The 23,352-nt window shown below is 56.0% G+C and carries 14 protein-coding genes; 9 read left to right on the forward strand and 5 right to left on the reverse strand.

Annotation, left to right across the window (positions count from 1 at the left end; all coding sequences use genetic code 11):
- Positions 1-84: 84 nt before the first annotated feature.
- Both ACQKLP_RS13030 and ACQKLP_RS13035 read right to left on the reverse strand, forming a co-directional pair.
- Positions 85-2,400, reverse strand: a complete 2,316-nt coding sequence (locus tag ACQKLP_RS13030) for a BamA/TamA family outer membrane protein (protein WP_427323185.1) — start codon at positions 2,398-2,400, stop codon at positions 85-87.
- The gene (locus ACQKLP_RS13035) at positions 2,397-7,367 is read right to left on the reverse strand and encodes a translocation/assembly module TamB domain-containing protein (RefSeq protein ID WP_427323186.1); all 4,971 of its coding nucleotides are present in this window, start codon (positions 7,365-7,367) and stop codon (positions 2,397-2,399) included. Before ACQKLP_RS13035 ends, ACQKLP_RS13030 begins: the two co-directional genes overlap by 4 nt.
- A gap of 289 nt (positions 7,368-7,656) precedes the next feature.
- Here ACQKLP_RS13035 and ACQKLP_RS13040 point away from each other — a divergent pair, with 289 nt between their 5' ends.
- The 3 genes from ACQKLP_RS13040 to ACQKLP_RS13050 all read left to right on the forward strand — a co-directional run bounded on the left by ACQKLP_RS13040 (position 7,657) and on the right by ACQKLP_RS13050 (position 13,162).
- Complete coding sequence (locus ACQKLP_RS13040) at positions 7,657-8,502, forward strand: DUF6089 family protein (RefSeq protein WP_427323187.1); 846 nt, start codon at positions 7,657-7,659, stop codon at positions 8,500-8,502.
- Positions 8,503-8,791: 289 nt separating this feature from the next.
- Positions 8,792-9,139 (forward strand): hypothetical protein, encoded by a 348-nt coding sequence (locus tag ACQKLP_RS13045; protein WP_427323188.1) that lies wholly within the window; start codon positions 8,792-8,794, stop codon positions 9,137-9,139.
- A 120-nt stretch (positions 9,140-9,259) separates the two neighbouring features.
- Complete coding sequence (locus tag ACQKLP_RS13050; RefSeq protein ID WP_427323189.1) at positions 9,260-13,162, forward strand: glycosyl hydrolase; 3,903 nt, start codon at positions 9,260-9,262, stop codon at positions 13,160-13,162.
- Positions 13,163-13,710: 548 nt separating this feature from the next.
- On the opposite strand, the gene ACQKLP_RS13055 is transcribed toward ACQKLP_RS13050, so the two are convergent.
- Positions 13,711-15,294: a peptide chain release factor 3 gene (locus ACQKLP_RS13055; RefSeq protein ID WP_427323190.1), complete on the reverse strand. Its 1,584-nt coding sequence runs from the start codon at positions 15,292-15,294 to the stop codon at positions 13,711-13,713.
- 91 nt (positions 15,295-15,385) lie between these two features.
- Between ACQKLP_RS13055 and ACQKLP_RS13060 the strand changes: the two genes are divergently transcribed.
- The 5 genes from ACQKLP_RS13060 to ACQKLP_RS13080 all read left to right on the forward strand — a co-directional run bounded on the left by ACQKLP_RS13060 (position 15,386) and on the right by ACQKLP_RS13080 (position 21,504).
- Complete coding sequence (locus ACQKLP_RS13060; RefSeq protein ID WP_427323191.1) at positions 15,386-16,639, forward strand: ABC transporter permease; 1,254 nt, start codon at positions 15,386-15,388, stop codon at positions 16,637-16,639.
- A 143-nt stretch (positions 16,640-16,782) separates the two neighbouring features.
- Positions 16,783-17,508, forward strand: coding sequence for a DUF4197 domain-containing protein (locus ACQKLP_RS13065; RefSeq protein ID WP_427323192.1), 726 nt, complete (start codon positions 16,783-16,785; stop codon positions 17,506-17,508).
- 139 nt (positions 17,509-17,647) lie between these two features.
- Positions 17,648-18,655: a tRNA (adenosine(37)-N6)-threonylcarbamoyltransferase complex transferase subunit TsaD gene (gene tsaD / locus ACQKLP_RS13070; protein WP_427323193.1), complete on the forward strand. Its 1,008-nt coding sequence runs from the start codon at positions 17,648-17,650 to the stop codon at positions 18,653-18,655.
- Between the two features lie 7 nt (positions 18,656-18,662).
- Positions 18,663-19,376 carry a tRNA1(Val) (adenine(37)-N6)-methyltransferase gene (locus tag ACQKLP_RS13075; protein ID WP_427323194.1) on the forward strand — a complete coding sequence of 238 codons (714 nt, stop codon included), beginning with the start codon at positions 18,663-18,665 and terminating at the stop codon, positions 19,374-19,376.
- A 100-nt stretch (positions 19,377-19,476) separates the two neighbouring features.
- A complete protein-coding gene (locus tag ACQKLP_RS13080; protein ID WP_427323195.1) occupies positions 19,477-21,504 on the forward strand; it encodes a hypothetical protein in 2,028 nt (675 codons plus the stop codon).
- Between the two features lie 7 nt (positions 21,505-21,511).
- Here the strand turns inward: ACQKLP_RS13080 and ACQKLP_RS13085 are convergent, their stop codons facing one another.
- Positions 21,512-21,862 (reverse strand): winged helix-turn-helix transcriptional regulator, encoded by a 351-nt coding sequence (locus tag ACQKLP_RS13085; RefSeq protein ID WP_427323196.1) that lies wholly within the window; start codon positions 21,860-21,862, stop codon positions 21,512-21,514.
- Between the two features lie 94 nt (positions 21,863-21,956).
- On the opposite strand from ACQKLP_RS13085, the gene ACQKLP_RS13090 reads away from it, so the two are divergent.
- Positions 21,957-22,370 carry a DUF6194 family protein gene (locus ACQKLP_RS13090; protein WP_427323197.1) on the forward strand — a complete coding sequence of 138 codons (414 nt, stop codon included), beginning with the start codon at positions 21,957-21,959 and terminating at the stop codon, positions 22,368-22,370.
- 69 nt (positions 22,371-22,439) lie between these two features.
- Here the strand turns inward: ACQKLP_RS13090 and ACQKLP_RS13095 are convergent, their stop codons facing one another.
- The gene (locus ACQKLP_RS13095; protein WP_427323198.1) at positions 22,440-23,270 is read right to left on the reverse strand and encodes a hypothetical protein; all 831 of its coding nucleotides are present in this window, start codon (positions 23,268-23,270) and stop codon (positions 22,440-22,442) included.
- Between the last annotated feature and the right edge of the window lie 82 nt (positions 23,271-23,352).

Consider the following 23,352-nt stretch of genomic DNA (forward strand, 5'->3'; position numbering starts at 1 on the left):
GGGGAAGTGCGCGTCAAGCGCTTCTGAAAAACGAATCCCGGCAAGGCCGGCCATTACAAACCGGCCCTGTCGGGATCATATATTTTAGAACGGATATCCGATCGCGATGTTGAGGATCAGGTTTTCTTTCCGCCAATTGCTGTCGCCGATATCGATGGCATCCGGCAGCCAGAGGAACCCTTTATTGAAAACGGGCTTCCGTAACGGGAACGCCACATCGAACCGGATCAGGAGGATAGACGCGTCGATGCGCAGGCCCAGCCCCGAGCCCACCGCAATTTCCTTGTAAAACCGGTTCAGTGCAAACACCTGCTCCTGGTTTTCCGGCTTGGCCCTGCCCAGCCAGATGTTGCCCGCATCCACGAAAGCCGCCAGTTCTATCAGCTGCTGCACCTTATACCGTAACTCGGAGTTGAATTCCAGCTTTACGTCGCCCGCAGCATTGGCCAGCAGCAGGTTCGTGCTTTTGGGATCAGGGGGACTTTTAGCGCCGGGCCCCAGCGTCCTCGCCCTGAAAGCCCGGATACTGTTGCTTCCTCCCGTAAAGAACTGCTTGATAAAAGGCAGTGTCGCCGGCTGGGTAGGGTCAGACACGTATTTCCCATACGCATAACCATACCCCAGGAAAAGCCGGTTCACCCAGCGGAGGTTGTTCGCCAACCGCCAGTAATGCCGCCCGTCTGCGCTCAGCCGGACATACTGCGCAAAATCCTGTTTGAACACCTGCTTGGTGCCGTCTTCCTGTTTGGTAGCGATCAGTCCCGCAAGGTTACCGGCCACGTCTATATTGAACTGACCGAAAAAGGAATGATACCTGAACGGGTCCTGGTTATTGAATGTCAGCGTGTAATTGCTGCCGAGAATGAACTGTTTGGCGATGGATTGCTTGAGCGCGGGGTCCAGTTCCTGCTGTACCTTGAACGTGTCAGACAGGTTGCTGGGCAAGGTATACGTGATCGCAATGGGATAGAGGGTATGGTCGAGGAATTTGGTCTGTTTCCAGATATACCCGTATTGCGCAGTCATAGCGTTCAGCGTATACATATTCGGCCTCCGCAGCAGTTCGTACCCCAGGCTCACCCGCGTGCGCGGTACATACGGCGTGCGGGGATTGAAGTGGATGAACGGCGTATAGAACCGCGGCATCGTGAGCGCCACCTCCGCGTTAAGGCTATATGCGTTGGTGGAATAGGTTTGCGTCTTGCCGCCCACCTGCGTTTCAAAACCGCCGCCCAGGTTGATTTCCAGGATGTTCGCCTTCTTTTGCAGGTTCCTGTTGCGCGCGGAGATCTTCACCTGGCTGCCCACGAACCCGTTCGATTTGGAAGTGCCGCTCACCTCGAACTGCAACGATCGCTTCGGGTATGGCGTGAGGTAAAAACGCGCGGCAAGGAGGGAACTGTCGCGCAGCGGCCGGAAATTCCCCCGGACGAACTTGAACGCGCCCAGGTTCACGAGGCGCTGCAAGGTAATATTATGTGAGCTGATGCGGTACAGACTGTCTTCCTGCAAAAACACGGACCGGTCGAATACGATGGGCTTGAACAGGGAATCGGGGTCCACCACTTTATATCCGCCATAATCCCGCGCCTGAACGGATTTCAGGGTACTGTCGCGCGTGAGGTCGTAATTCGGGAACACTTCCACCGACCGCATCCAATATTGCCGCAACGCGGTAGAAGGCGTGCCGGGCTTCACCTTCACGTACAAATCCACCTGTCCTTTCAACGTACTGTCTACCTGTACGATCATATAATCCGGCGTGAAGTAATAAAACCCCTCTTCCTTCAGGTTATTATGAATCCGCTCGCGCTCGTTCTTGATCTGGTCAAGACTATAGAAATCATTGGGTTTCAGGAGCGTTTCCTTCGCCATTTGGATAATCAGTTTACTGATCACGCCCGTATCGGTATCGAACCGCACGCGGTGGATGGTATACCGGTGATTGGGCTCCACCGTCAACCGGAGGCTGGCTTTTTTCCTGCCCTGGTTGCGAATGGAATCTTCCACGGTCACCTGGAAATACCCGTTGTCTTCCAGATAACTTTCCACGATGTTCGTGATCCTTCTGGGCCGTACCTGGCTCAGCAGCACGGGCGCCTCGCCCCATTTGTTCCGCAGCAGGTGGTTAAGCCCCTTGCCCTTGGGCTCGTTGCCGAGATTATATAGCCACAGCTTGATGGGCATGCCGAGGAACTTGCGGTTGGGCGCCGGGCGTACCCGCTCGTCGATGCCCGACCGGATCGTGGAGAAATCTTTGGGCCGGTCTTTTTGCGGCTGCTTCCAGGTAACGTCGTGCCCGGTATACAGCCGGTCGCCTTCCGGCACCGTCCGGGTGGTGGAGCAGGCCTGCAGCAAAACGAGCCCTATGGCGAGGATGCGTATCTGTCGGATGGTCATTGGTCTCTCAGTTTTTTCGTCTTGGTCTTTTTGGCCTGTTTACCGAGTATTTCGCGGAATTCGTTGTAGTCCATGATCAGCATGAAAGTAAGCCCCGTTTCCACGACCTGGCCCTGGATAACGGTCTCCGTAAGGTTCCGCTGATAGGCGCGGACGCGGTACCGCCCGTCTTCGGTCAGCTTGTATTCGGCAGACATGTCGCCGATGATGGAACTGGCGTTCTGCCCCTGCGTCTGCGCGCCGGAAATGCCGATGTTGGAGCCCACGCTAACGGTCAGCCGGTCGTTGAACAGCCGCTTGGACACATCTACTTTCAGGTTCGTGGCTTCTTCCTTGGTGCCGGCATCGTTGTAGGCCCTTTCGCTTTCGAGGTCGAAGTTGATGTCTACCCCCTTGATGAGGCTGCCCGCCAGGTTGTTGAGCTGCTGGGAAAGGATCTTGCTCACGGAGCTCCGCGCAATGTCTTCCGCCGGGTTGCCGCCGCTGCTGAGGCTTTCGAAAGGATTGTCGGATATGAACCGGTTGAGGACGAGCAGGCCCATCACCTGTTTGTTCAGTTCCGACTGCACCTGGTTGATCTGTTTGATACGGGTGTACACGACGCCGTTCAGGACGCCCTGTTCTTTTTCGGGCATGTCCAGCTCGAACGCGATATCCGGCTTGAGCAGCTCGCCGGTGATTTTGAGGAATACATATACAGGCACCTTCTGCCGGTAGCGGTTGGTGTTGGGTTTATCGTTTTCCATGGCGTCCTGCACGAGGTCGCCTGCCACGGGGTTGGTTTCGTACCGTGCGGTGATATTGACGTCCGCGCTCATGGGGTCGCCGGTCCAGATGATGGTGCTTCCCTTCACGATCTGGAATTCGCGTTTGATGAGCTGGTTGAGCGACATGGCATATTTCCCTTCATTGATCTCGTACCGGCCGGTGAGGCTCATTTTGCTGGAGGGGTCCATCGTGAGGTTGAGCGTGGCGGTACCTTTTACTTCGAGGTAGTCGCCGTTAGACTGGTCGATGATGAGCTTCATGGTGGATTCGGGCGTTACTTCCACGTCGGCGCTCACCACGAACCCCTTCAGGCCCGTTACGCGGGCGAGGGTGTCGGGTTTGGGCCGCAGCGTAGTATCGAGCCACATGGCCGGGTCGATGAACTGGACTACGCCCGCCCGGTCGGCGATGCCCGGTTCTTCTTCGGGGATCATCACCGTTACCATGGATTTTTCGCGGAGCTTCAGTTTCATTTGTACCCTGGGCAGATCGAGCGTGCCGCGGATCTGGGCCGTCACGTCCACGAAGGCCGGCCCGTAATAGAACTGTTCTTTATTTTTCGGGTCCTGCGGCCCCAGCGCCTGGAAGTTTTCGGCGGTAAGGTCGAGGTTGAGGTTGAAGGATTCGTAGTCTTTCGTACGGATGTCGCCGGTAATGACCGCCTCGTTGCCGGAACTGTCGGCCACGACGAATTTGTTGAACTTGACACCGGTCTCATCGAGCGTCAGGTCTTCAGACGGCAGGCGCATGATGCTGTTGATCATCGAAATGCGGCCAGACACCTTTTCGAAATGCATGGCGCCCCGGATCTCGGGCTTGTCCATCGTGCCGCGCAATGTCGCATTGCCGCTCATGTAGCCGTTCATCTCCGTGACGTTACCGAACGTCAGCGGCTGCACGCTTTTCATATTAAGCTTGGTGATATCCAGCTTCAGGTCCATCACATCGGCATAAGTACCGCTCACGCGCAAGTCGTTATCGTTCCCCTGGCCTTTCAGCGTAGCATCGAGCACCACGGCTTTTTCCGCGTTGGTATTGGCCGTCAGCGCCAGCCTGCCGAGGGAGGAGCCCATCACGGCAAGACTGTCGATCGTTAATTTACCGTCGATCAGCGGTGTTTTTTCGATGTCGCTGACGGTGATGCTGCCGTTACTGATCCCTTCCGCCAGGGCGGTATCGGTTTCCACGAGCGAGGTCACCGTGCTCAGCCTGAAATCCTTCAGCAGAACGGTCAGATCGGGCAGCAGCGCGCCCTGCGCCAGGGGAGCGGAAGTGATCTTCAGTTCCTGCGCGCCACGCTGCAGGCCGATGTCGGCAAAAGCCACGCCGCCATGGAGGATCAGCACTTTATTGTCGCCGCTCACGTTCCAGGCCTGCCGGTTCAGCAGCAGGTCTTTTTTGAGGGAAATCAGCAGACTGTCTTTCAATCCATACTGCAGCATGCCGCCGAGCTTATACCTGGGCGTGCTCCGCCGGCCCATGACGAGGTCCCAGTCCAGGAGCCCGTTGGCGGCGGATACGTCCAGCCGCGTGCGGCCCAATGGTATCTGCGGGTGCCGCAGCCGCCCGAGCAGCACATCGGCGGCCATTTTGCTGGTATCCACGCTCAAATTGGCCACGAGGGTATCCACGCGGAAAGAGTCGTACCGCATACCGGGTATGGAAATATTGGCGAAAAGCAGGCTGCTGTCGGTATCCATCCGGCCGGTCAGCGTCACGGGCTTGCGCAGTTCGATATCGGGGAGGAGCTTCGCCAGGGATTTCGGGACCACGATGCTGCCGTTGAAGCTCAGCCATTGGCTTTCGCCTTTTTTCAAGGTTTTGGCGGCCGCTGCGGCTTCGAGGTGCCGCGTTACCATATCGGTAGCGGCGGTGGCGAAGGTTTGGTAATTAAAGTCGCCCCGTGCCGTGAGGAACCCGAATGGCCCGGTGAGGTCTATTTTCTGCAAGCCTTCTTCCACACTGGCTTTGAGCAGGATGGAGTCGAGCATGTACAGGTCGTTTTCATCTGCGATCTGGATTTTGGAGATGGCCGCGTAGCCGTCCAGTTTCCGGGGGCTCAGGTTGCTGACTTCAGCTTCCAGGCAGGTTTTGATGGTCATGGGGCTGCTGGTCCAGTTGGTGGCGAGGAGGTCGAGCTTGTCGAGGTCCGCGCGCAGCGCGATGTCCGGGTGCAGGGTATCCAGCCGTCCCCGCAGGTCGAAGCGGGCCTGGGCATTGGGGTCGCGGATGCTGCCCTTGGCGCCGTACGCTCCGCTGATAAGGGTGGCGTCGAGCAATATATTTTGGTAAGTATAACGGTTATAGGTAAACGATGTGATGTTGACGCCCGCCTTGATGTTGGCTTTGTTCGGGTCGGTCCCCTTGCCGTTGGCGGTTACTTTGCCGGAGAGGTTCCCCATCGCCGTATCCCCCAAAATCCGTCCCGCCTGGAGGTTGCGCGTGTCGAGCGAAAGCTGGTAGCGGATCTTGTCCATATCCATAAAATCGGCCACTTCGCCGCGAACGTTGGCGTTGCCCATGTCCGTTTTGATGGCGAGGTCGGGCTTCAGCAGCTGCATGCCGCCGCGGATGCTCCCGTCCACATCCAGCCGGGCCGGAAATTGCATCCCTGCGGGCAAAGTGCCCGGCGGCAGCCAGGAAAGCAGCCCTGTGCGGGTGGAACGGAGCGTCAGGGTCGTGATGTCGGCGCCCATCTTGTCGGGATCGGCGACCTGGTAGGCGTCCCCTTTAATATAGAGGTAATTTTTGTCGTTGTCCTTCACCTCGATGCCGGGTATCTCCAGCTTGGCGAGGCTGCCGCCCAGCTTGCCTTTCAGGTCGATCCGCTTTTTCCATAGCGGGGCCAGGGAAGGGTTGCTGCGCATATCGGGCACAAAGAAAAGCGCTTCTTTCAGGGCCAGTTGCGAGGGCTTGACGTCGGCCGTTACCCGCATGAGCTCGGGGTGGGCCGACAGGGCGTCCCACGAAGGGGTAAAGAGCTGGACATCGGCGCTCACCTGGCTTTCGCCGGTTTGGAGGATAAAGTCCTTCAGCTGCGCTTCCTGCGGCGTGTAGCGCACCTGGCCGCGGAGGCGCTTCAGTTCCAGGCCGCTCTGCTCTTTGAGGGATGCGTCGCGCACGGTGAGGAGGGTGCTGTCCGCACTATAATATATATTACCGGCATCGAGATGGAGGTCCTTGAGGGCGAGGTAATTATAATCCACCGCCTGCTGGAAGCCCAGCCGCTTGGCGGTATGGTTGTTCATCGAGAAATCGGTCTGGCGGACGGTGACCTGACCGGCTATGACGCGCCAGGTATTGGCGGAGCCGCTGTCCGGCGGAGCCGTGGCCGTATCCATCGCCGTGCGCATGTCCAGGCTGGCCGTTGTTTTCTCCAGGGTCAGTTCTTCGGCGTTGATGAGGGTTTCGAGGAGGTTGAACCGCATCTTGCGGAGCTCCAGCTTCCCGAGGGTGCCGGTCGTCTCCAGTCCGCTGCTTTCATCCGAATACAGCCAGCGGGTATTTTTGATGAGCAATTGGCGGACGGCCATATTGAACGCGGCAGACGAAGTATCCGCCACCGGCGGGCCGGGCACGTCGGCAACGGGCCGGAACAGCTGCCGGATGTCGGCGTTCAGGCCGTCCACTTCGAAATTCTTCAGGGTATACAAACCATTTTCGGGCTGGAGCGTGTCCGGCGAAGCGGCGAGCTTGCCCAGTTGAATATTGGCGAGCATGCCGCCGAGGCTGTCGAGGAAGCGGACGTGTATCCGCTCCAGTTGCACCGAGCCGATGTTGTACCGCAGCGTGGTGCCGGTTTCTTCGATGAGGGTATCTTCTTTCGCACCGGGCGAGCTGAACGCATCGATGACGAACTGGTAGTTGAACGCGGAGTCGTGCCGTGGACGGTACACGTTTACCACGGCATCTTCCCAGCGCAGGGCATGTACGCTGAGGTTGTTGCGCAGGAGGGAGAGGAGGTTGTATTTGACGGACAATTCACCGCTGGAGAGCAATGTATCTTTCCGTTCGTCTTCGACATACACGTCTGTGAGCTTCATGGCATTCCACCAGGAGAAGCGAAGGCCGCCAATGCGGACGTTCGTTTTTAACTGCTCCTGCAGGTACGATTCGGCTTTTCCGCGCATAAAATTCTGTACCGGCGGCAATTGCAGCAGCAGCAGCAACACCACGGGCAACAAAATGATCGTCAGCACAATTCCTATAATCCAGCGAAATATCTTCTTCCGGCGGGGGGTAGTCACGTATTAATTACAGTTTTATATGGTGAAAGGTTAAACAATGCTGCTTCAAATTCCATACCTGCGGCAAAAATAAGGGAATAAACTCGTCGCCAAGGCGGGAAGGACTGTAAATCATATATATATAATTGTAATGAAAGAGAAAAAATGTATAATTTCGTGCCCGGTTGTGTATGGACCCGGATACTTTTTTGCCGGTTTGTGTCGTTGTTATAGATCAGTCACCCGTAAAAACCTTATCACATTGAAAAGAATCACCGGCATTGTATTATTGCTTGCTGCCCCTTTTGTATCCAAATCACAGGACTGGCATATCGGAGGAACCGCCGGGATCAGCAACTACAACGGCGATCTCACGGAGAAGCGCGTTGATTTTACGACCACAGGGCCCATGATCGGGCTATTGGTGAAACGGGACGTGAACCGTTGGCTCACTTTGCGCGGGGGCTTTACTTTTGGTCTGATCAAGGCAGATGACAAGAACAATTCCCAGGCTTCGCTCAAGGCACGCAACCTCAGCTTCCGTTCGCCCATTTGGGAAGGCCATCTCGGTGCGGAACTGAATATCCTGGATATAGACGACAGAGGGTTTACACCGTATGTTTTCGGCGGCGTGGCGCTGTTCAGTTTTTATCCGACGGCGAAAGATTCTTCCGGCGCCCGCGTGCCTTTGCGCCGCCTGAGTACGGAAGGGCAGGGCTTGCCGCAATATCCCGAGCGCGGTGGCCAGTATGCTCTGCACCAGATTTCCATCCCTTTCGGCGTAGGTTTCAAGTATTTGCTGACCGACCGCTTTACCATCGGCATCGAGCTGGGATTGCGGCCCACTTTCACCGATTATCTCGACGATGTGAGTACCACCTATGTCGATTATAATACCCTGCTGGCCGAAAGGGGGCAGACGGCGGTAGACTGGGCCTGGCGCGGTGATGAAGTGCATGGCGGCTCCTATCCGCTCGATGGTGCTAAGCGGGGCTCTGCGAAATACAAAGACTGGTATACCTTTACCGGAATTACGTTCCTTTATCGCCTGGGCGGTAGTTCCGGTGGGCACCGCAGCACAAATTTTTCGAAATGTTTCCGCATGTAAGATATTTTGGCACGATGGTTGCATAATGTTACGCACATAACATAGCCCCCAATCAAGTCCAAATAGAATAAAGTAAAAGACCGTCTTTCGTGACGGTCTTTTTTTGTGTTTTATTTTTCAGAATGAAGGAGGAAAGTAAAATGGGAGTTGCAGTAGAAATCAGGTGTGTGGCGGGTTTGGGGCGAAAATTCCACATTGGCATACTTTTGGTTTTACAAATATCAAGTTCGGCAACCGCCCAGATCAAAAGGGGATGAACGGACCCATATCAATCTAAAACCAGCGAGCTATGAAAAAGCTAATCCTCATGACGCTCCTCCTTGGAGCAGCTTATGCCACAAAAGCACAGCATGGAAGGCACGACAGAGATTCCCGTTACGAAAGAGATTATCGCCGGCATGACGACGATTGTGACGATGACGATCGCCGCGGCAAGGGCCGTGGGCATTACAAGAAAAACAAGCACGTATATTACGACAGGCACCACCACCATGATTATTATCGGTATGAGCGATACGAGCGCCGCCCGGAAAGGGTTGTAGTGGTACGGCCACGCTACCCGTTCCCTCCGCCGCCCCCGCCCATTCCGCTTCCTCCGAGGCCCAGGGTATCTGGCGTGATCGTGTTCGGACATTAATTTTGTAATCTTTTGTTGTCACAATAATGTACCGCAAAAAGGCTCCGGTTCCCCGGAGCTTTTTTTATGCCCCTTCCCGCGAAAATCATTATGTTGCCCCTTCATTCAATACCCGGAATTATGCGAAGAAGGGATTTTCTCCGAAGCTCGGTCATCACCGCCACCGGCCTCCTCGTCTGGCCATCGTTGAGCCGTGCGGGTGAAGGGAACGACGCGCCCGACGAGCGCGGGTTCCTGCATCCGCCAGCCGGTTACCGGCCGCAGGTTTTCTGGATGTGGCTCAATGGGAATATTTCTGAAGCAGGTATCACCAAAGACCTCGAATCCATGGCCGCCATGGGCATCGGCGGCGCGATCCTGTTCAATGTGGAAGCGGCGGCGCCGCGCGGGCCGGTAGATATGGGGAGCCAGGCATGGCGGAACATGGTGCTGCATACCCTGCGCGAAGCCGAACGCCTCGGCCTGGAAATCACCCTGCATCATTCCGCGGGGTTTTCGGGAACGGGCGGGATGTTCGTGGAGCCGCACCAGGCCATGCAGCAAATCGTTTGGCGCTCCGTGCCGGCAACACCCCGTCAGCAACAATACCTCCTGCCGCAACCCTTCACCAAACTCGGTTATTATCGCGATATCGCCGTGCTCGCATTTCCGGAAGCCCCCGCTCCGCAGGTAACCATATTCACGCGCAACGGGCAACGGGAGAACGGGGAGGCGCTGCAAGACCAAAACCCCGAATCCGCCATCCGCTTCGAAAGTACCGATGTGCTGGAATTCGGGTTCGCCGAAGAAAGCGAATTCCGCTCCGTCACCTGCTGGCGCCGGCCGGAACCTCCGGCAGACGTTTACAACGGCCCGCCCGACAACCCGCCCACCTTCCGGCTGGAAAGCTCTACAGACGGCGAGCACTTTTCCCCCGTATGTTCCATCACCATGCCGCAACTCCGGAAAATGAACGCACCCGGCGCCGCGGTATTTCCCGCGGTGAAAGCGAAATATTTCCGATTGCGCACCAATATCGGCACCTGGCTGTCGGGCCTGGAATGGCATACGCATGCCGGCGTGCAGAACTGGCCCGGGAAAGCGAATTTCTATCAGCACGTACCCACCAATACGAAAGACCCGGAAACTGCGGCCGGTATCGATCCCGATACGATCATCGACCTTTCGCAACACCTGCAACCGGATGGCTCCCTACGCTGGGCGCCGCCTTCGGGTAACTGGACGGTCATGCGGATAGGGTTTACGCCCACCGGTCAGTTAGGCGCTTCCCAGCCCGATGCTGCAACAGGCCTCGTGATCGATACGTTCAGCCGCACGGCGCTCCGCGACTGGCTGGCGAAAATGGACGATTATCTTTTGTCATCATTGCAAAATATGCCTGCTTTCCGCGGCATCGAAATCGACAGCTGGGAAGTGGGCGTGCAAAACTGGACGGCGCGCATGCCGGACGATTTCCTTGCGCAGCGCGGCTATCCGGTCTTGCAATGGCTACCGGCGCTTACGGGCCGCATTGTGAAGGATACGGACGCCACGAACGCGTTCCTGTCCGATTTCCGACGCACGCAGGCCACGCTGGTAGCCACGGAATATTACGGCGGCTTTAAGGATTTCTGTGCGTCGAAAGGCTGGCATTTGTGGGGAGAACCTTATGGCGACGGAATGTTCGACAGCCTGCAGATCGCCGCGCCGCTCGATGTGCCGATGGGTGAATTCTGGACACGGTACGCGCCTGGCTCCATGAACGCCATCGCGGTGGCGCTTTCAGCAGGACATGTAATGGGAAAGCGCGTCATCGGCGCGGAAGCGTTTACGGGTTTGCCGGAAACTTCGCGGTGGACGGACTATCCCTATTCCCTCAAAATCCAGGGCGATCATTTCATGGCGATGGGCATCAATCGGCTGGTATTCCATACGATGGTGCATCAGCCTTTCGCACACGGGGCGCCCGGGTTTTCGATGGCACATTTCGGTAGCCATTTCGACAGGACGAATACCTGGTCGCCCTTTGCCTATGGCTGGACGAAGTACCTTACCCGCACCCAATACATGCTGCAACAGGGGCATTACGCGGCCGATTTCGTGTTTTTCAAAGGGGAAGAGCCTTCCGCCACCATTCCCGACATCGATCACGTTTCACCCAACCGGCCAACGGGTTATGGAGCGGACGTCATGGGGCCGGACGCGCTTTTTTCCGATATCCGCATCGAAAACAACCGCATCATTTTCCCCGGCGGCATGACGTATAAAGTGATGGTGATGATCCAGCTGAACAGGGTTTCACTGCCGGTGCTGGAGCGCCTGAAAGCATTAGTGGAAGCGGGGATGTGGCTGGCCGTCAATGAAAAGCCCGAAGCGCCGCCGGGTCTCGGTGGCGATGTAGCTGCACTGCGCGCGGCGGCAGACGAACTTTGGGGCGATCTTGACGGGAAAGTGGTGACCGAACGTAAGCTGGGCAAAGGAATTGTGTTCCGCGGGAAGCTGCTGGCCGACATCATCGGCTTGCCGGCGGATTTCAGTTACACGGCTGTCCGTAGCGATGCGGCTATCCGGTTTACACACCGGCAAACGGACGAGATGGATATTTACTTCGTCAGCAACCGGTTGCGGCGTCACGAACGGATCAAGGCGGAATTCAGGGTGAAAGGAAAGCAGCCGGAATTGTGGAACGCGGAAGACGGCAGCGTGGCAGACGCGGTGATGTTTGAGGAAACGGAGCACGGCATTCGGTTGCCGATGGAATTTACGCCCGGGGGATCGTGGCTGGTTGTTTTCAGGAAGCCGGTCAGTGTGAAAGGCGCAACGGTGTTAAAGATGGACGGAATGGTGTTGGCCAATACTTCGGCAGACACAGCACCTGGCATTCGCCAGTATTTATCGGTCAGGAATACATTTTCTATCGAGACCTGGATCAGGCCGGATACGATCGCCATGCCGGGGAAAGGGTTTGTGGTGTTCCCGGCGGAAGGCGGGGATATCGGGGGAAGCAAATGCGCATGTGTCGGCATCGCAGCGGGCCAGCAGATGGTACGGGTATGCGAGCGTATAAAAGGAGCGGCATACTTCGCGAAAGACGTGCTGACCGTTCAGCAACCGATTTCCGGCTGGACGCATGTGGTGGTCGTCTATCAAAACGGCGCTCCTTCCATCTACCTTAACGGAAAGCTCGCCGGTCAGGCGCCTGCGAGCGGGAATTCCGTGATCCCTGGTCTGGGAACGAAACCTACGGGTGAGCTCTATTCCAGTGTATTTGAGGGGAACACAACCGATCCGAAGTTGTACCACGAAGCCCTTGGCGCAAAAAAAATAGCGGCGCTTTTTGCCGCGAAGCTCCCGCCGCCGGCGCTTCCGGAAATAATCCGACTTAACCGGCAGCAAAACCAGCTGAAAGCATTGGTGTGGCGGAATGGCCGTTATGCGCTGGATGGAAGGGAAATCGTCGTAAAAGATAAATGTTCGGTGTTGCCTGTGAAGGGTGACTGGCGGGTGCAGTTTGAACGGGGAAGGGGCGCGCCGGCGGAGATATTGATTCCAGAATTAACGTCGTTGCACCGGCATAAGGATTTTAACGTCCGTCATTTTTCAGGGGTGGCAACTTATGAAAAGCGTATCGGAATTCCGGCGCCGATGTTGCAAAAGGGGAAACGGGTTTTTCTCGATTTGGGGAGGGTGGAAGTGGTGGCGCAGGTGGAGGTGAATGGGAAGGATGCGGGCCTGTGCTGGAAGGAGCCATTCCGGATCGAGGTTACGCCGTTGCTGAAAGCAGGAGAAAACCGCTTGCGCATCCGCGTGGCAACGCTATGGCCGAACCGCCAGGTGGGCGATGCGCATTTGCCGCAAGAAAATACGTTTAATTCCGCCAATTACATGACGGTGCTTCCTGCATGGTGGACGGGCAACAAGGAGAATCCCGGGCGCCGGGTGACCATTTCCACCTGGGATAATTACCTTCCCGGGGACCCGCTGCTGGAATCCGGTATGGTGGGCCCGGTGCGGATGTTGGTGGCCTGGGAATGGGAGGGTTGATCGCGTGTTTGATAGCGGACGATGGGCAGTGGTATATATTAGGTGCTTATCAAAACACACAAACATGACAGCTATAAATATGTCAGCCCTTTCGTTTTTTGAATCTATTTTCTCATTACTTTTGACTCGTTGATGCTGCTATCACGGGCATCGGCAAAAGGCGGCCAGGCAAGTGGTTGCCGACAATTCCAGATCCAGAAAGATATTTTTTAACCCAATTGTTGTATAAACCCAAAGAAGTGATTTTGAGTTAATAGTGTTTGCCTTTGTGCAACATATTTCTGAACTGCTTACCACTTACATCGCACAAGAACTAAACCGCCGGCTGTTTATCCGGCAGGCGGTTTAATTTACCACAATCAGGGCATTTCATGGACGGGGCAATACCTTCTGCTATGATGTTTCTTCGGTAACCAGCTTTTGTTTTAGGTCAACGGAAGTTTGTTTCGACTTTCGGGCTTCGGCAGCTTTTTGCTTCGCAGATGCTTCTATCGTTCCTTCGTGCAAAGTTGAAAGCGTAATCACGTTGAACTTAATTGCTGCCGTGGTTATTTATGTATCTCCGAAGTGAAATGGAACTCGATATCGGGATTGTTGGCCCGTTCGGTATTGAGGTACCATTCTGATTGCGCGAGGTACACGAGGTGGCCGTCTTTGTCCTGCACAACGTTGGCGCCTTTGAAGCGGGTGAATTCTTCCAGCTTCTTTTTATCGCCGGTGATCCAGCAGGCTTTGTAGAAGGGTAGTGTATTGAACTGGCAGGAAGCACCGTATTCCTGGAGCAGGCGGTACTGAATTACTTCGAACTGGAGGTCGCCCACGCAGCCGATGATCTTGCGGTTGCCGTTGTGTTGGGTGAAAAGCTGGGCCACGCCTTCGTCGGTCAGCTGGGAAATACCTTTCTCCAGTTGCTTGGTTTTCATCGGGTCTTTGTTCACCAGTTCCTTAAACAGTTCGGGCGAGAAGCTGGGGATACCGGTGAAGAAGAAGTTTTCTCCTTCGGTGAGCGTATCGCCGATCTTGAAGTTGCCGGTATCGAAAAGGCCCACCACATCGCCTGGGAATGCATCGTCCACGATGTTCTTTTCCCGCGCCAGGAAGCTGTAGGGGTTGGCGAAGCGCACGTCCTTGTCGAGCCGTACGTGGTGGAAATATTTATTCCGCTCGAACCGTCCGGAACATACGCGCAGGAACGCGATACGGTCTCGGTGCCGGGGATCGAGGTTGGCGTGTATCTTGAAGATGAAGCCGGAGAACTTGTCTTCCGTGGCTTTTACTTCACGGGTGCTAGCCTCACGGTCGCGCGGGATGGGGGCGATGTCCACGAAAGTATCGAGGAGGTCTTTGACCCCGAAGTTGTTCACGGCGGAGCCGAAGAATACGGGGGCCAGTTTGCCTTCCAGGTAGGGTTGCGCGTCGAAGGTATCGTATACGCCTTCGATCAGTTCCACGTCGTTGCGCAGCTGCGCAGCGTCCGTGGCGCTGAAAAGCTCGTCGACCCGGGAGCTGGACAGATCGGCCAGCGGCACGATATCCTCGTCGGTCGCCTTGCGGTTGGCGGCGAAGGAAACGAAGCTTTTGTCGTACAGGTTGTATACGCCCTTGAAATCCTTGCCGCCATTGATGGGCCAGCTGAGGGGGCGTACGCGGATGTTGAGCAGTTCTTCCAGCTCATCGAGCAGGTCGAAAGGGTTTTTACCGTCGCGGTCGAGCTTGTTGACGAAGATGATCACGGGCGTGTCGCGCATGCGGCAGACTTCCATGAGCTTCTTGGTCTGTTCTTCCACGCCTTTCACGCAGTCGATCACCAGCACAACGCTGTCGACCGCTGTGAGGGTACGGTAAGTATCTTCGGCGAAGTCTTTGTGACCGGGGGTATCGAGGAGGTTAATGAGAATGTCCCGGTATTCGAACGTCATTACGGAGGTGGCAACGGAGATACCGCGCTGCCGTTCGATCTCCATGAAGTCGGAAGTGGTGTGTTTTTTTATCTTGTTGGATTTCACCGCGCCCGCCGTCTGGATGGCCCCGCCGAAGAGCAGGAACTTCTCCGTGAGGGTGGTTTTACCGGCGTCAGGGTGGGCGATGATCGCGAATGTTTTCCTTTTATTGATCTCGTTGATGTACTTCATCGTTTTATAAATGGCTGCAAAGGTACATTTTTCCGGGAAAAAGGAGCGCCTTCGAGGCGGATGGCATTGGTTTATATGTTATTTTTGGTTTATGCTATCATCGCTCAAGATATTTTGGAACAGTCTGAAAATGGCCCTGCAGGAACTGCGGGTCAATAAGCTGCGGACTTTCCTGTCGCTGCTGGGCATTACCATCGGCATTTTCTGCATCATCGCGGTATTGACGGTGACCGAGAGTATGGAGACTTCCATCCGGAAAGACCTTAACTCGCTGGGCACCAACGTGATCTATGTCGAAAAATGGCCATGGGACGGCGGGGGCGAATGGTGGCAGTACATAAACCGCCCGCAGCCCAAATTCCAGGAAGTCCGCCAGATCAAAGACAAAGTAGGCTCGGCAGATGCCGCCACTTTCACCTTTTCCACCAGCGGGCGGAAAGTGGAATTCGGGTCGGACTATATGGACCAGGTAGCCCTCATCGCCACATCGGCCGATCTTGACAAGATGCAGACCATCGAGCTGGCGGCCGGGCGGTATTTCAGTCCCTCCGAGTTTAACAGCAGTTCCAACGCCGTAGTGCTGGGCTGGAACATCGCCGACGGGCTTTTCGGCAACGTGGAAGCTGCCGTGGGCAAGGAGATCCGCGTATCCAGCCGGAAGTGCCGGGTGATCGGGGTGCTGAAACGGAAAGGGGACAGCATGATCGGCGGGGTGCTGAACGATGATTGCGTACTTATGAACTATCTCTACGCCCGTACGATCGTGGACGAGCGGAACTGGAATACGAATACGACCATATTGGTCCGTTCCGCCGACGGTATCCCCACCGCACAGCTGAAAGACGACCTCACGGGGGCCATGCGGGCCATCCGGCGGTTGAAACCGGCAGACGGGAACGATTTTGCCCTGAACGAGATCACGACGGTGCAGGGGGAGCTCACCACGCTCTTTACCTACATCAACGCCGGTGGCTGGATGATCGCAGCATTCGCGTTACTGGTAGGCGGTTTCGGGATCGCGAACATCATGTTCGTGACGGTAAAGGAAAGAACGAATATCATCGGCCTGAAAAAGGCCATAGGCGCCCGCCCGGGCGTCATATTGACGGAATTCCTCATCGAGTCCATGATCCTTTGCATGGTAGGCGGCGGCCTGGGGCTGCTCTTCGTCTACGGGGGCGCCCTGATCGCCAGGAACATGTTCAGCTCCTTCCAGATCGGGCTATCGATCGGCAATATCATCCTCGGGTTTTCCATTTCCGGGATCGTGGGGATCATTGCCGGGTTCATTCCCGCTTACACCGCCAGCAAGCTCGACCCGGTTGTGGCGATCAGGAGTAATTGACGAATTCAGGAGATACTGAATTTCGTGCTCCGGGCGCTCCAGTCCGGCGAAACGGCTGCATAGGCGTCCCCGGATGCAGTTTCCTTCTTTGGCACACCAATTGCCTTCCCCTCCATATCTTTGCACGCAATTCAAATCAACCGATGAAACACATATTCCTTGCCGGCGCCCTTTGCATGACGCTCTTTTCGGGATGCGAGACCACTCAACAGATCCTCAGTACGCTGCCCACCACCACAACCACCGGTCAGCCCAACAGTTTCCAGATCGCCGCAGGCCTCAAAGAAGCCCTCAGCATAGGCGCCCAGAATTCCGCCAGCCGCCTTTCCGCGCCCAACGGTTTCTTCGCCAACGCCATGCTCAAAATCCTCATGCCCCCCGAAGCACAGAAAGTGGAATCCACCCTCCGCAACCTCGGCATGGGCAACGTTGTCGATAAAGCCATCCTCGCCATGAACCGCGGCGCCGAAGAAGCCGCCAAATCAGCCGCGCCCATCTTCGTGAACGCCATCAAACAAATGTCCATCACCGACGCCATCGGTATCCTCCGCGGGGGCGACTTTGCAGCTACCAACTATTTCAAGCAAAAAACCACTTCTGCGCTCACCACCGCCTTCAGCCCCGTCATCAACAACGCCCTGAAGAAAGTAGATGCCACCAAATATTGGGCAGACGTATTCACCGTCTATAACAAATTCTCCAAAACACCTGTCAACACCGACCTTACCGCCTACGTCACCGAACGCGCCATCAGCGGCATCTTCCATGAAGTAGGAGCGGAGGAACAAAAAATCCGTAAAGACCCCGCCGCCCGTGTCACCGAGCTCCTCAAAACGGTCTTCGGCAGCTCGCAGGCCCAGAACAAATAACCACCTGCCAGTCGAAAAAGGCCATGGCCAGCCCGAACAGCCGTTCCCGCAGGCCATGTCCTTTTTATATAACGGTTTAGGCGCATGTGTGCCGACAAGGCATGCATTTCCGGTGGTTTTCGCGTAACTTTGCGGACTTATGCCGGTTAACATACTTGCCATAGAATCTTCCTGCGACGATACCAGCGCAGCCGTCATCTCCGACGGGACCATCCTGTCCAACGTCATCGCCGGACAGGCCGTTCACCAACAATACGGCGGGGTAGTGCCCGAACTGGCTTCCCGCGCCCACCAGGAAAACATCGTTCCGGTGGTAGACCTGGCACTGAAGAAAGCCGGCATGCAGCCGGAAGACCTCAGCGCCATCGCGTTCACGCAAAGCCCGGGCCTCATCGGCTCCCTGCTGGTCGGCAGTTGCTTCGCCAAGTCGATGGCCCTGGCGCTCGATCTACCGCTGATCGGCGTTCACCATATGCAGGCGCACGTGCTCGCCAATTTCATCGACGATCCCAAACCAACATTTCCCTGCCTTTGCCTCACCGTTTCGGGCGGCCATACGCAAATCGTACGGGTAGACGGGCCGCTGCAGATGAAAGTCATCGGCGAAACGCTCGACGACGCCGCCGGTGAAGCGTTCGATAAATCCGCCAAACTCCTCGGCTTGCCGTACCCCGGTGGCCCGCTGGTCGACAAATACGCCAAAGAAGGCAATCCCAAAGCCTACCGCTTCCCCGAGCCGCAGATCCCCGGCCTGGATTTCAGCTTTTCCGGCCTTAAAACGTCGATCCTGTACTTCCTGCAGGAAAAAACGGCGAAAGACCCGGCATTCGTGGAAACCCACCTGGCCGATATCTGCGCTTCTATCCAGCATCGCATCGTCACGATCCTCACCAACAAGCTTGCGAAAGCCGCACAGGAAACGGGGATCACGGAGATTTGCATCGCCGGTGGCGTAAGTGCCAATTCCGGCCTGCGCAATGCCCTGGAGGCGCTCGGCAAGCAAAACGGCTGGAATGTCTACATCCCACAGTTCCAGTATTGTACGGACAATGCCGCCATGATCGCCATGACGGCGCATTATAAATACCTCGCCGGGGCTTTCAGTCCTGCGGATACCGTTCCCACGGCCCGCGCGGCATTCGAATAAGCGAAACATGGGCAATTCCTGGTTCCAGTTCAAGCAGTTCAGGGTAGAGCAGGCCGGCAGCGCCATGAAAGTCTGTACCGACGCGTGCATCCAGGGCGCGTGGACGGCCGCTAGCCTCCAATCGTGCCCGCCCGCCCGCGTGCTGGACATCGGCACCGGAACGGGCCTCCTCAGCCTGATGCTCGCCCAGGAAACACCGGTAATCATCGACGCCGTGGAACTGGACGAAACTGCAGCCGCGCAAGCCATCGCCAATTTCGCCGAATCGCCCTGGCGCACCCGGCTCCGCGGCGTGCAATCCGACATCCGGACATTTTTCCATCCCGAGCCCTACGATTTCATCATCACCAACCCGCCGTTTTTCCAGAACGACCTTCGCGGCCCCGATGCCCGGCGCACCGCTGCGATGCACACCGCTACACTGGGATACGCAGATCTGCTCGATGCCATCGCAAGATTGCTTTCTCCGGCAGGCAGGTTTTCGATTTTGCTGCCATACGCGGAGTTCCGGATTTTCCTGGAACTTGCCACAGCGCAAGGCCATTCCCTCCGCGCGCTCCTCGACATACAACAGTCGCCCGCGCATGCGCCCTTTCGTTCGGTCGGCATCTTCGGAAAAGGCGAAGCACAACCCGCCGAAACGCTTGTTATCCACGACGAGCACCGGCAATATACCCCCGCGTTTTCCGCCCTGCTGCAGCCTTTCTATCTCTATCTCTGACCGCTGCCGGCTTCCTGAAACAAATTGACGAGATTTAGAAACGGATCGACGAACGGCGCGCCGGCTTCATGCTGTATTTTGAAAGATGAAATTCCACGTCATGAAACTAGCATTGTCTTTGATCGCCCTGCTGAACCTTTGTTTTGCCAAAGCACAAACGGCTGACCCGACTATTAACGGTAAGATGGAAGTAACCTGGCCCGCCGGCAACTCCCGGACCGGCAAAGTCGTTTTCAACCTGGCGCCCGGCCATCCGCTTTTTCAGGAAATTTCCCTCGACGGCAAACGGATCGCTGCACAGGCTGACCCGGTTTTTGTCATCAGTGTGGGAAAGAGAGACCTGCTATCCCAAAACCGCTGGAACATTTTTTTCGATAAAGTACCCGAAAGGCCCTTCCAGAGCCATGTTCTGACGGTACGGAAAACCACCGCCGCAGTGAGGACGGAAGGTAACAGAACGATCGTCACCATCGGGCCCATATCCGCAGAAACCTTCGAAGGCAACCTGGAAATCACATTTTATCACGGCAGTCCGCTCTTCAACGTGGCGGCCGTTGTCTCCACCCAATCAGACGCCAAAGCGATCGTGTTCGATGCCGGTTTGACGAGCGCATCGACCGACTGGCAAACTTTTTCATGGATCAATACCGGTGATTCGCTCATGCGCGCAACTGCCGCAAAAGCGGATACCGCCCGCAACGTTGCCGTGAAATATCGTTCCATCGCGGCTTCCGGGAAACAGGGTACATTGGCCGTATTCCCGCCGCCGCATCAGTATTTCTATCCGCTGGACGAAGCCTTCAACCTCCGGTTCACCTGGTTCGGCAAAGGTTACCGCGGATTGGTGCCGGGAAACGGGATCGGCATCCGGCAGGAATTGCAGGGTGACAAGCGCTTCGTTCCCTGGTTCAACGCGCCGCCAGGCACGCAGCAACGCATGAACTTTTTCTGTCTGCTCGATACGGAAAGCGAAACGGCGGCCTTTGCCGCGGTAAAACGGTTTACGCATAACGACCGGTACGTTCCGCTGCCGGGATTCAAAACGATGTCGAGCCATTTCCATAACGAATTCGTCATGAAAGTGATGCTGGCGGGAAAGCCGGTGCCGGAACGGCCAGAGTTCGTGGACGTGTTCAAACGGCTGGGCGTAGACATCGTGCACCTGGCGGAATTCCATTATACCGCCGACCCCAAAGGGCCGGACGAAAAGCGGCTCCCGCAGCTGAAAGCGCTGTTCGAACTTTGCGAAAAGCAGTCGGATAAGGATTTTCTGCTGTTACCGGGGGAAGAGCCCAACGAGTTTTTCGGAGGGCATTGGCTGAATATTTTCCCGCGGCCGGTATATTGGGTGATGTCGCGCCGGGAACAGACGCCCTATGTCGAAGACCGGCCAGGCTTCGGCAAAGTATACCACATCGGCAATAAATCCGAAATGCTGCAACTGCTCAAAGATGAAAAGGGCCTGGCCTGGACGGCGCATCCGCGAACGAAAGGCTCCGTCAACACCCCGGACATTTACAACCATGAAGCTTTTTTCCAGTCAGACAGGTTCATGGGCGCAGCCTGGAAAGCCATGCCCGCCGATCTTTCTGAGCCGCGCCTCGGCAAGCGGGTGCTCGATCTGCTCGACGATATGAACAACTGGGGAACGCGGAAAACGGTCATCGCCGAAGCCGACCTTTTTACCATCACGCCCGACAACGAAATGTACGCCCATATGAACGTCAATTACCTCATGCTAGACAAGCTGCCGGCGTACCAGGACAGCTGGCTGCCCATCCTGGACGCCATGCAATACGGGCGGTTCTTCAGCACAACGGGTGAAGTGCTCATGCCGTCCCTGAAGATCAACGGGCGCATTTCCGGCGATAGCCTGCAACTGCCCGCAAACGGGCTTGCGGAGATCGCGTTGCGCCTGCGCTGGACGTTCCCCATGCAGTTCATTGAAATTATTTCTGGCGACGGGAAATCAGTATTCCGGGAGCGGATCGATCTTTCTGATACGGAGGCTTTCGGCGACAGGGAATTCCGGCTGGAAGCGAAACTGGCCGGCCGCAAATGGGTGCGAGTTGAAGCCTGGGACGTGGCGGTGAATGGTGCTTTCAGCCAAACGTTTTACATCCGCTGACAGCCCTTCAGCCCTGTGCAGCCTGCGCCTTGTGATAATTGGAAATAGCCCAGGCCTGGAGCGCCTGCATCACCGGTTTGAGTGCCAAACCTTTTTCCGTGAGCGAGTATTCGACGGTGGGAGGCACGGTAGGATAGGGTTTTCGCGAAATGATCTTCCGCTCCTCCAGCTCCTTCACCGTTCTGGCCAGCATGCGCGTGTTGATGCCCGGCACCGCGCGCTCCAGTTCCCCGAATCGCAACACCCCGCCCATCAGTGCGTTGATGACAGACATCGTCCATTTGCCGGAAAGTAAGTCCATCGACTCCTGGAACGGACAAGGTGCCGGATTTTTTTTCTTCGTGAGCGGTGCGGCCATGCTGAATGCTTTACTTGTTGTCAGTAGCTGACAAGCTTGCCAGTACTTTTCAAATGTACGGCATCGCATTAACTTAGCGGTCAAACGCCGTTATATGACCGTAGCGCTTATCGAACAATTCATTATACAAAACCTGCCCGACACCACCCGCCTCGAGCATGGCGGTTATATTTTTTATTTCTATTCGACGGATCAGCTGCTTCCCTTCGTAAGCATCGCCATTGCCGACAACGAATACGATCATGTGTCGGAATTGAGCAGGGAAGGGGTGTTCCGGGTGAACATCGGAGTGTTGAAGGAAACGTTCGCCGGGATGTTCCCAGAGCCTTCCGCCGAATGGGACTACGCCGTGCTCGACCGGTTCCTGCCGCATCCGCACTACGCCGCGCAGCATTATATCTGTATTCTTAACCCGGAAGGAGAAAATGAGGAGACAACCTGCAGGCTGATGGTAGAGGCCTGGGGCATTGCGAAGCGGCGGTTTGAAAAGAAGCACCCGCAGGGATAGGCTTGAAACGCGACAGTCCTGCCACGGACAATGCGGGGCAGGACGGCCGGAATATTGTTGTTATGCCGATCAAACGAAATGGATCGGGATGTCTTTCTTTTGCGGATTGTTGGGGAAGTCGAGCTGCGGAACGGGATAGGATTCGTCTTCATGAACGATATCCGACTCCTGGAGCACGGTTTTCCTGACCAGCGTGAGCTCCAGCACATCGGGGATGAGCACGTCGTTGGTGCCGCTGCCGGAAAACTCGTAGGAATAGAACGTATCGCCATAGTTGTTGCCATGCACGTGAATGAGCGTGAACTCCCGTTCCAGGAGCCGCAGGATGCTTTCCACTTCGCGCAGCCTGTTTTTCAGGTCGTGAAACTCGAAGATCAGCTGGTTAACGCGGCCGAGGCAGGCCAGGAACTTCGGATGATCGAGCAGCCCGTATTCCCCGCCTTCGATATCGATTTTCAGCAGCACATTTTCGTCGAAAAGGCGGTATTGTTCCATGTGCTGTTCCAGCGAATTGTATTTGCCGTTCTTTTCCGGCGCAATGCCTTCGTCTACGAACACGATGTCTCTTTCATTGAGCTCCGTCAGTTTCTTTTTCCATTTCTTGGCGGTGGAAAGGTATCTTTTAGCCTTCCGGAAGCGGAAGGAGATCATCAGTTTCGCGAAATGCCGCATGTTCACGTATTCGCCGTTGAACATGGTGGGGTCGAACATGAGGACGGGCTTGCCGGTGCGGGAATTGAAATCTTCTTCGAAGGAGGTTTCCCAACCAACGCCGTAAGTCAGGAGCCGGTCGGTGTGCTGGATCGCTTTCTCGTACACAACGTAACCTCCATCGTGATTTCTACCCAATCGGATCTTGTTTTTGACGTGGACGGGCGATAGGAATTTAATTTTGCTCATATGCGGCTGTTTCAGGTCTTTCACTTGTTTTGGTTGCCAGTTTGCGCCTCCGTTCCCTACGGCTGCTCTCGGTTCAAATTCA

This window comes from Chitinophaga sp. NPDC101104, assembly GCF_050277495.1.
In the GTDB taxonomy this organism is placed as follows: domain Bacteria; phylum Bacteroidota; class Bacteroidia; order Chitinophagales; family Chitinophagaceae; genus Chitinophaga.

Bases quoted from the DNA above. Each gene is read 5' to 3' on its own strand.
- ACQKLP_RS13030 (WP_427323185.1), bottom strand. From the start codon at position 2,400: ATGACCATCCGACAGATACGCATCCTCGCCATAGGGCTCGTTTTGCTG.
- ACQKLP_RS13045 (WP_427323188.1), top strand. From the start codon at position 8,792: ATGAAAAAGCTAATCCTCATGACGCTCCTCCTTGGAGCAGCTTATGCC.
- ACQKLP_RS13050 (WP_427323189.1), top strand. From the start codon at position 9,260: ATGCGAAGAAGGGATTTTCTCCGAAGCTCGGTCATCACCGCCACCGGC.
- ACQKLP_RS13055 (WP_427323190.1), bottom strand. From the start codon at position 15,294: ATGAAGTACATCAACGAGATCAATAAAAGGAAAACATTCGCGATCATC.
- ACQKLP_RS13060 (WP_427323191.1), top strand. From the start codon at position 15,386: ATGCTATCATCGCTCAAGATATTTTGGAACAGTCTGAAAATGGCCCTG.
- ACQKLP_RS13065 (WP_427323192.1), top strand. From the start codon at position 16,783: ATGAAACACATATTCCTTGCCGGCGCCCTTTGCATGACGCTCTTTTCG.
- tsaD (WP_427323193.1), top strand. From the start codon at position 17,648: ATGCCGGTTAACATACTTGCCATAGAATCTTCCTGCGACGATACCAGC.
- ACQKLP_RS13075 (WP_427323194.1), top strand. From the start codon at position 18,663: ATGGGCAATTCCTGGTTCCAGTTCAAGCAGTTCAGGGTAGAGCAGGCC.
- ACQKLP_RS13080 (WP_427323195.1), top strand. From the start codon at position 19,477: ATGAAACTAGCATTGTCTTTGATCGCCCTGCTGAACCTTTGTTTTGCC.
- ACQKLP_RS13085 (WP_427323196.1), bottom strand. From the start codon at position 21,862: ATGGCCGCACCGCTCACGAAGAAAAAAAATCCGGCACCTTGTCCGTTC.
- ACQKLP_RS13090 (WP_427323197.1), top strand. From the start codon at position 21,957: ATGACCGTAGCGCTTATCGAACAATTCATTATACAAAACCTGCCCGAC.
- ACQKLP_RS13095 (WP_427323198.1), bottom strand. From the start codon at position 23,270: ATGAGCAAAATTAAATTCCTATCGCCCGTCCACGTCAAAAACAAGATC.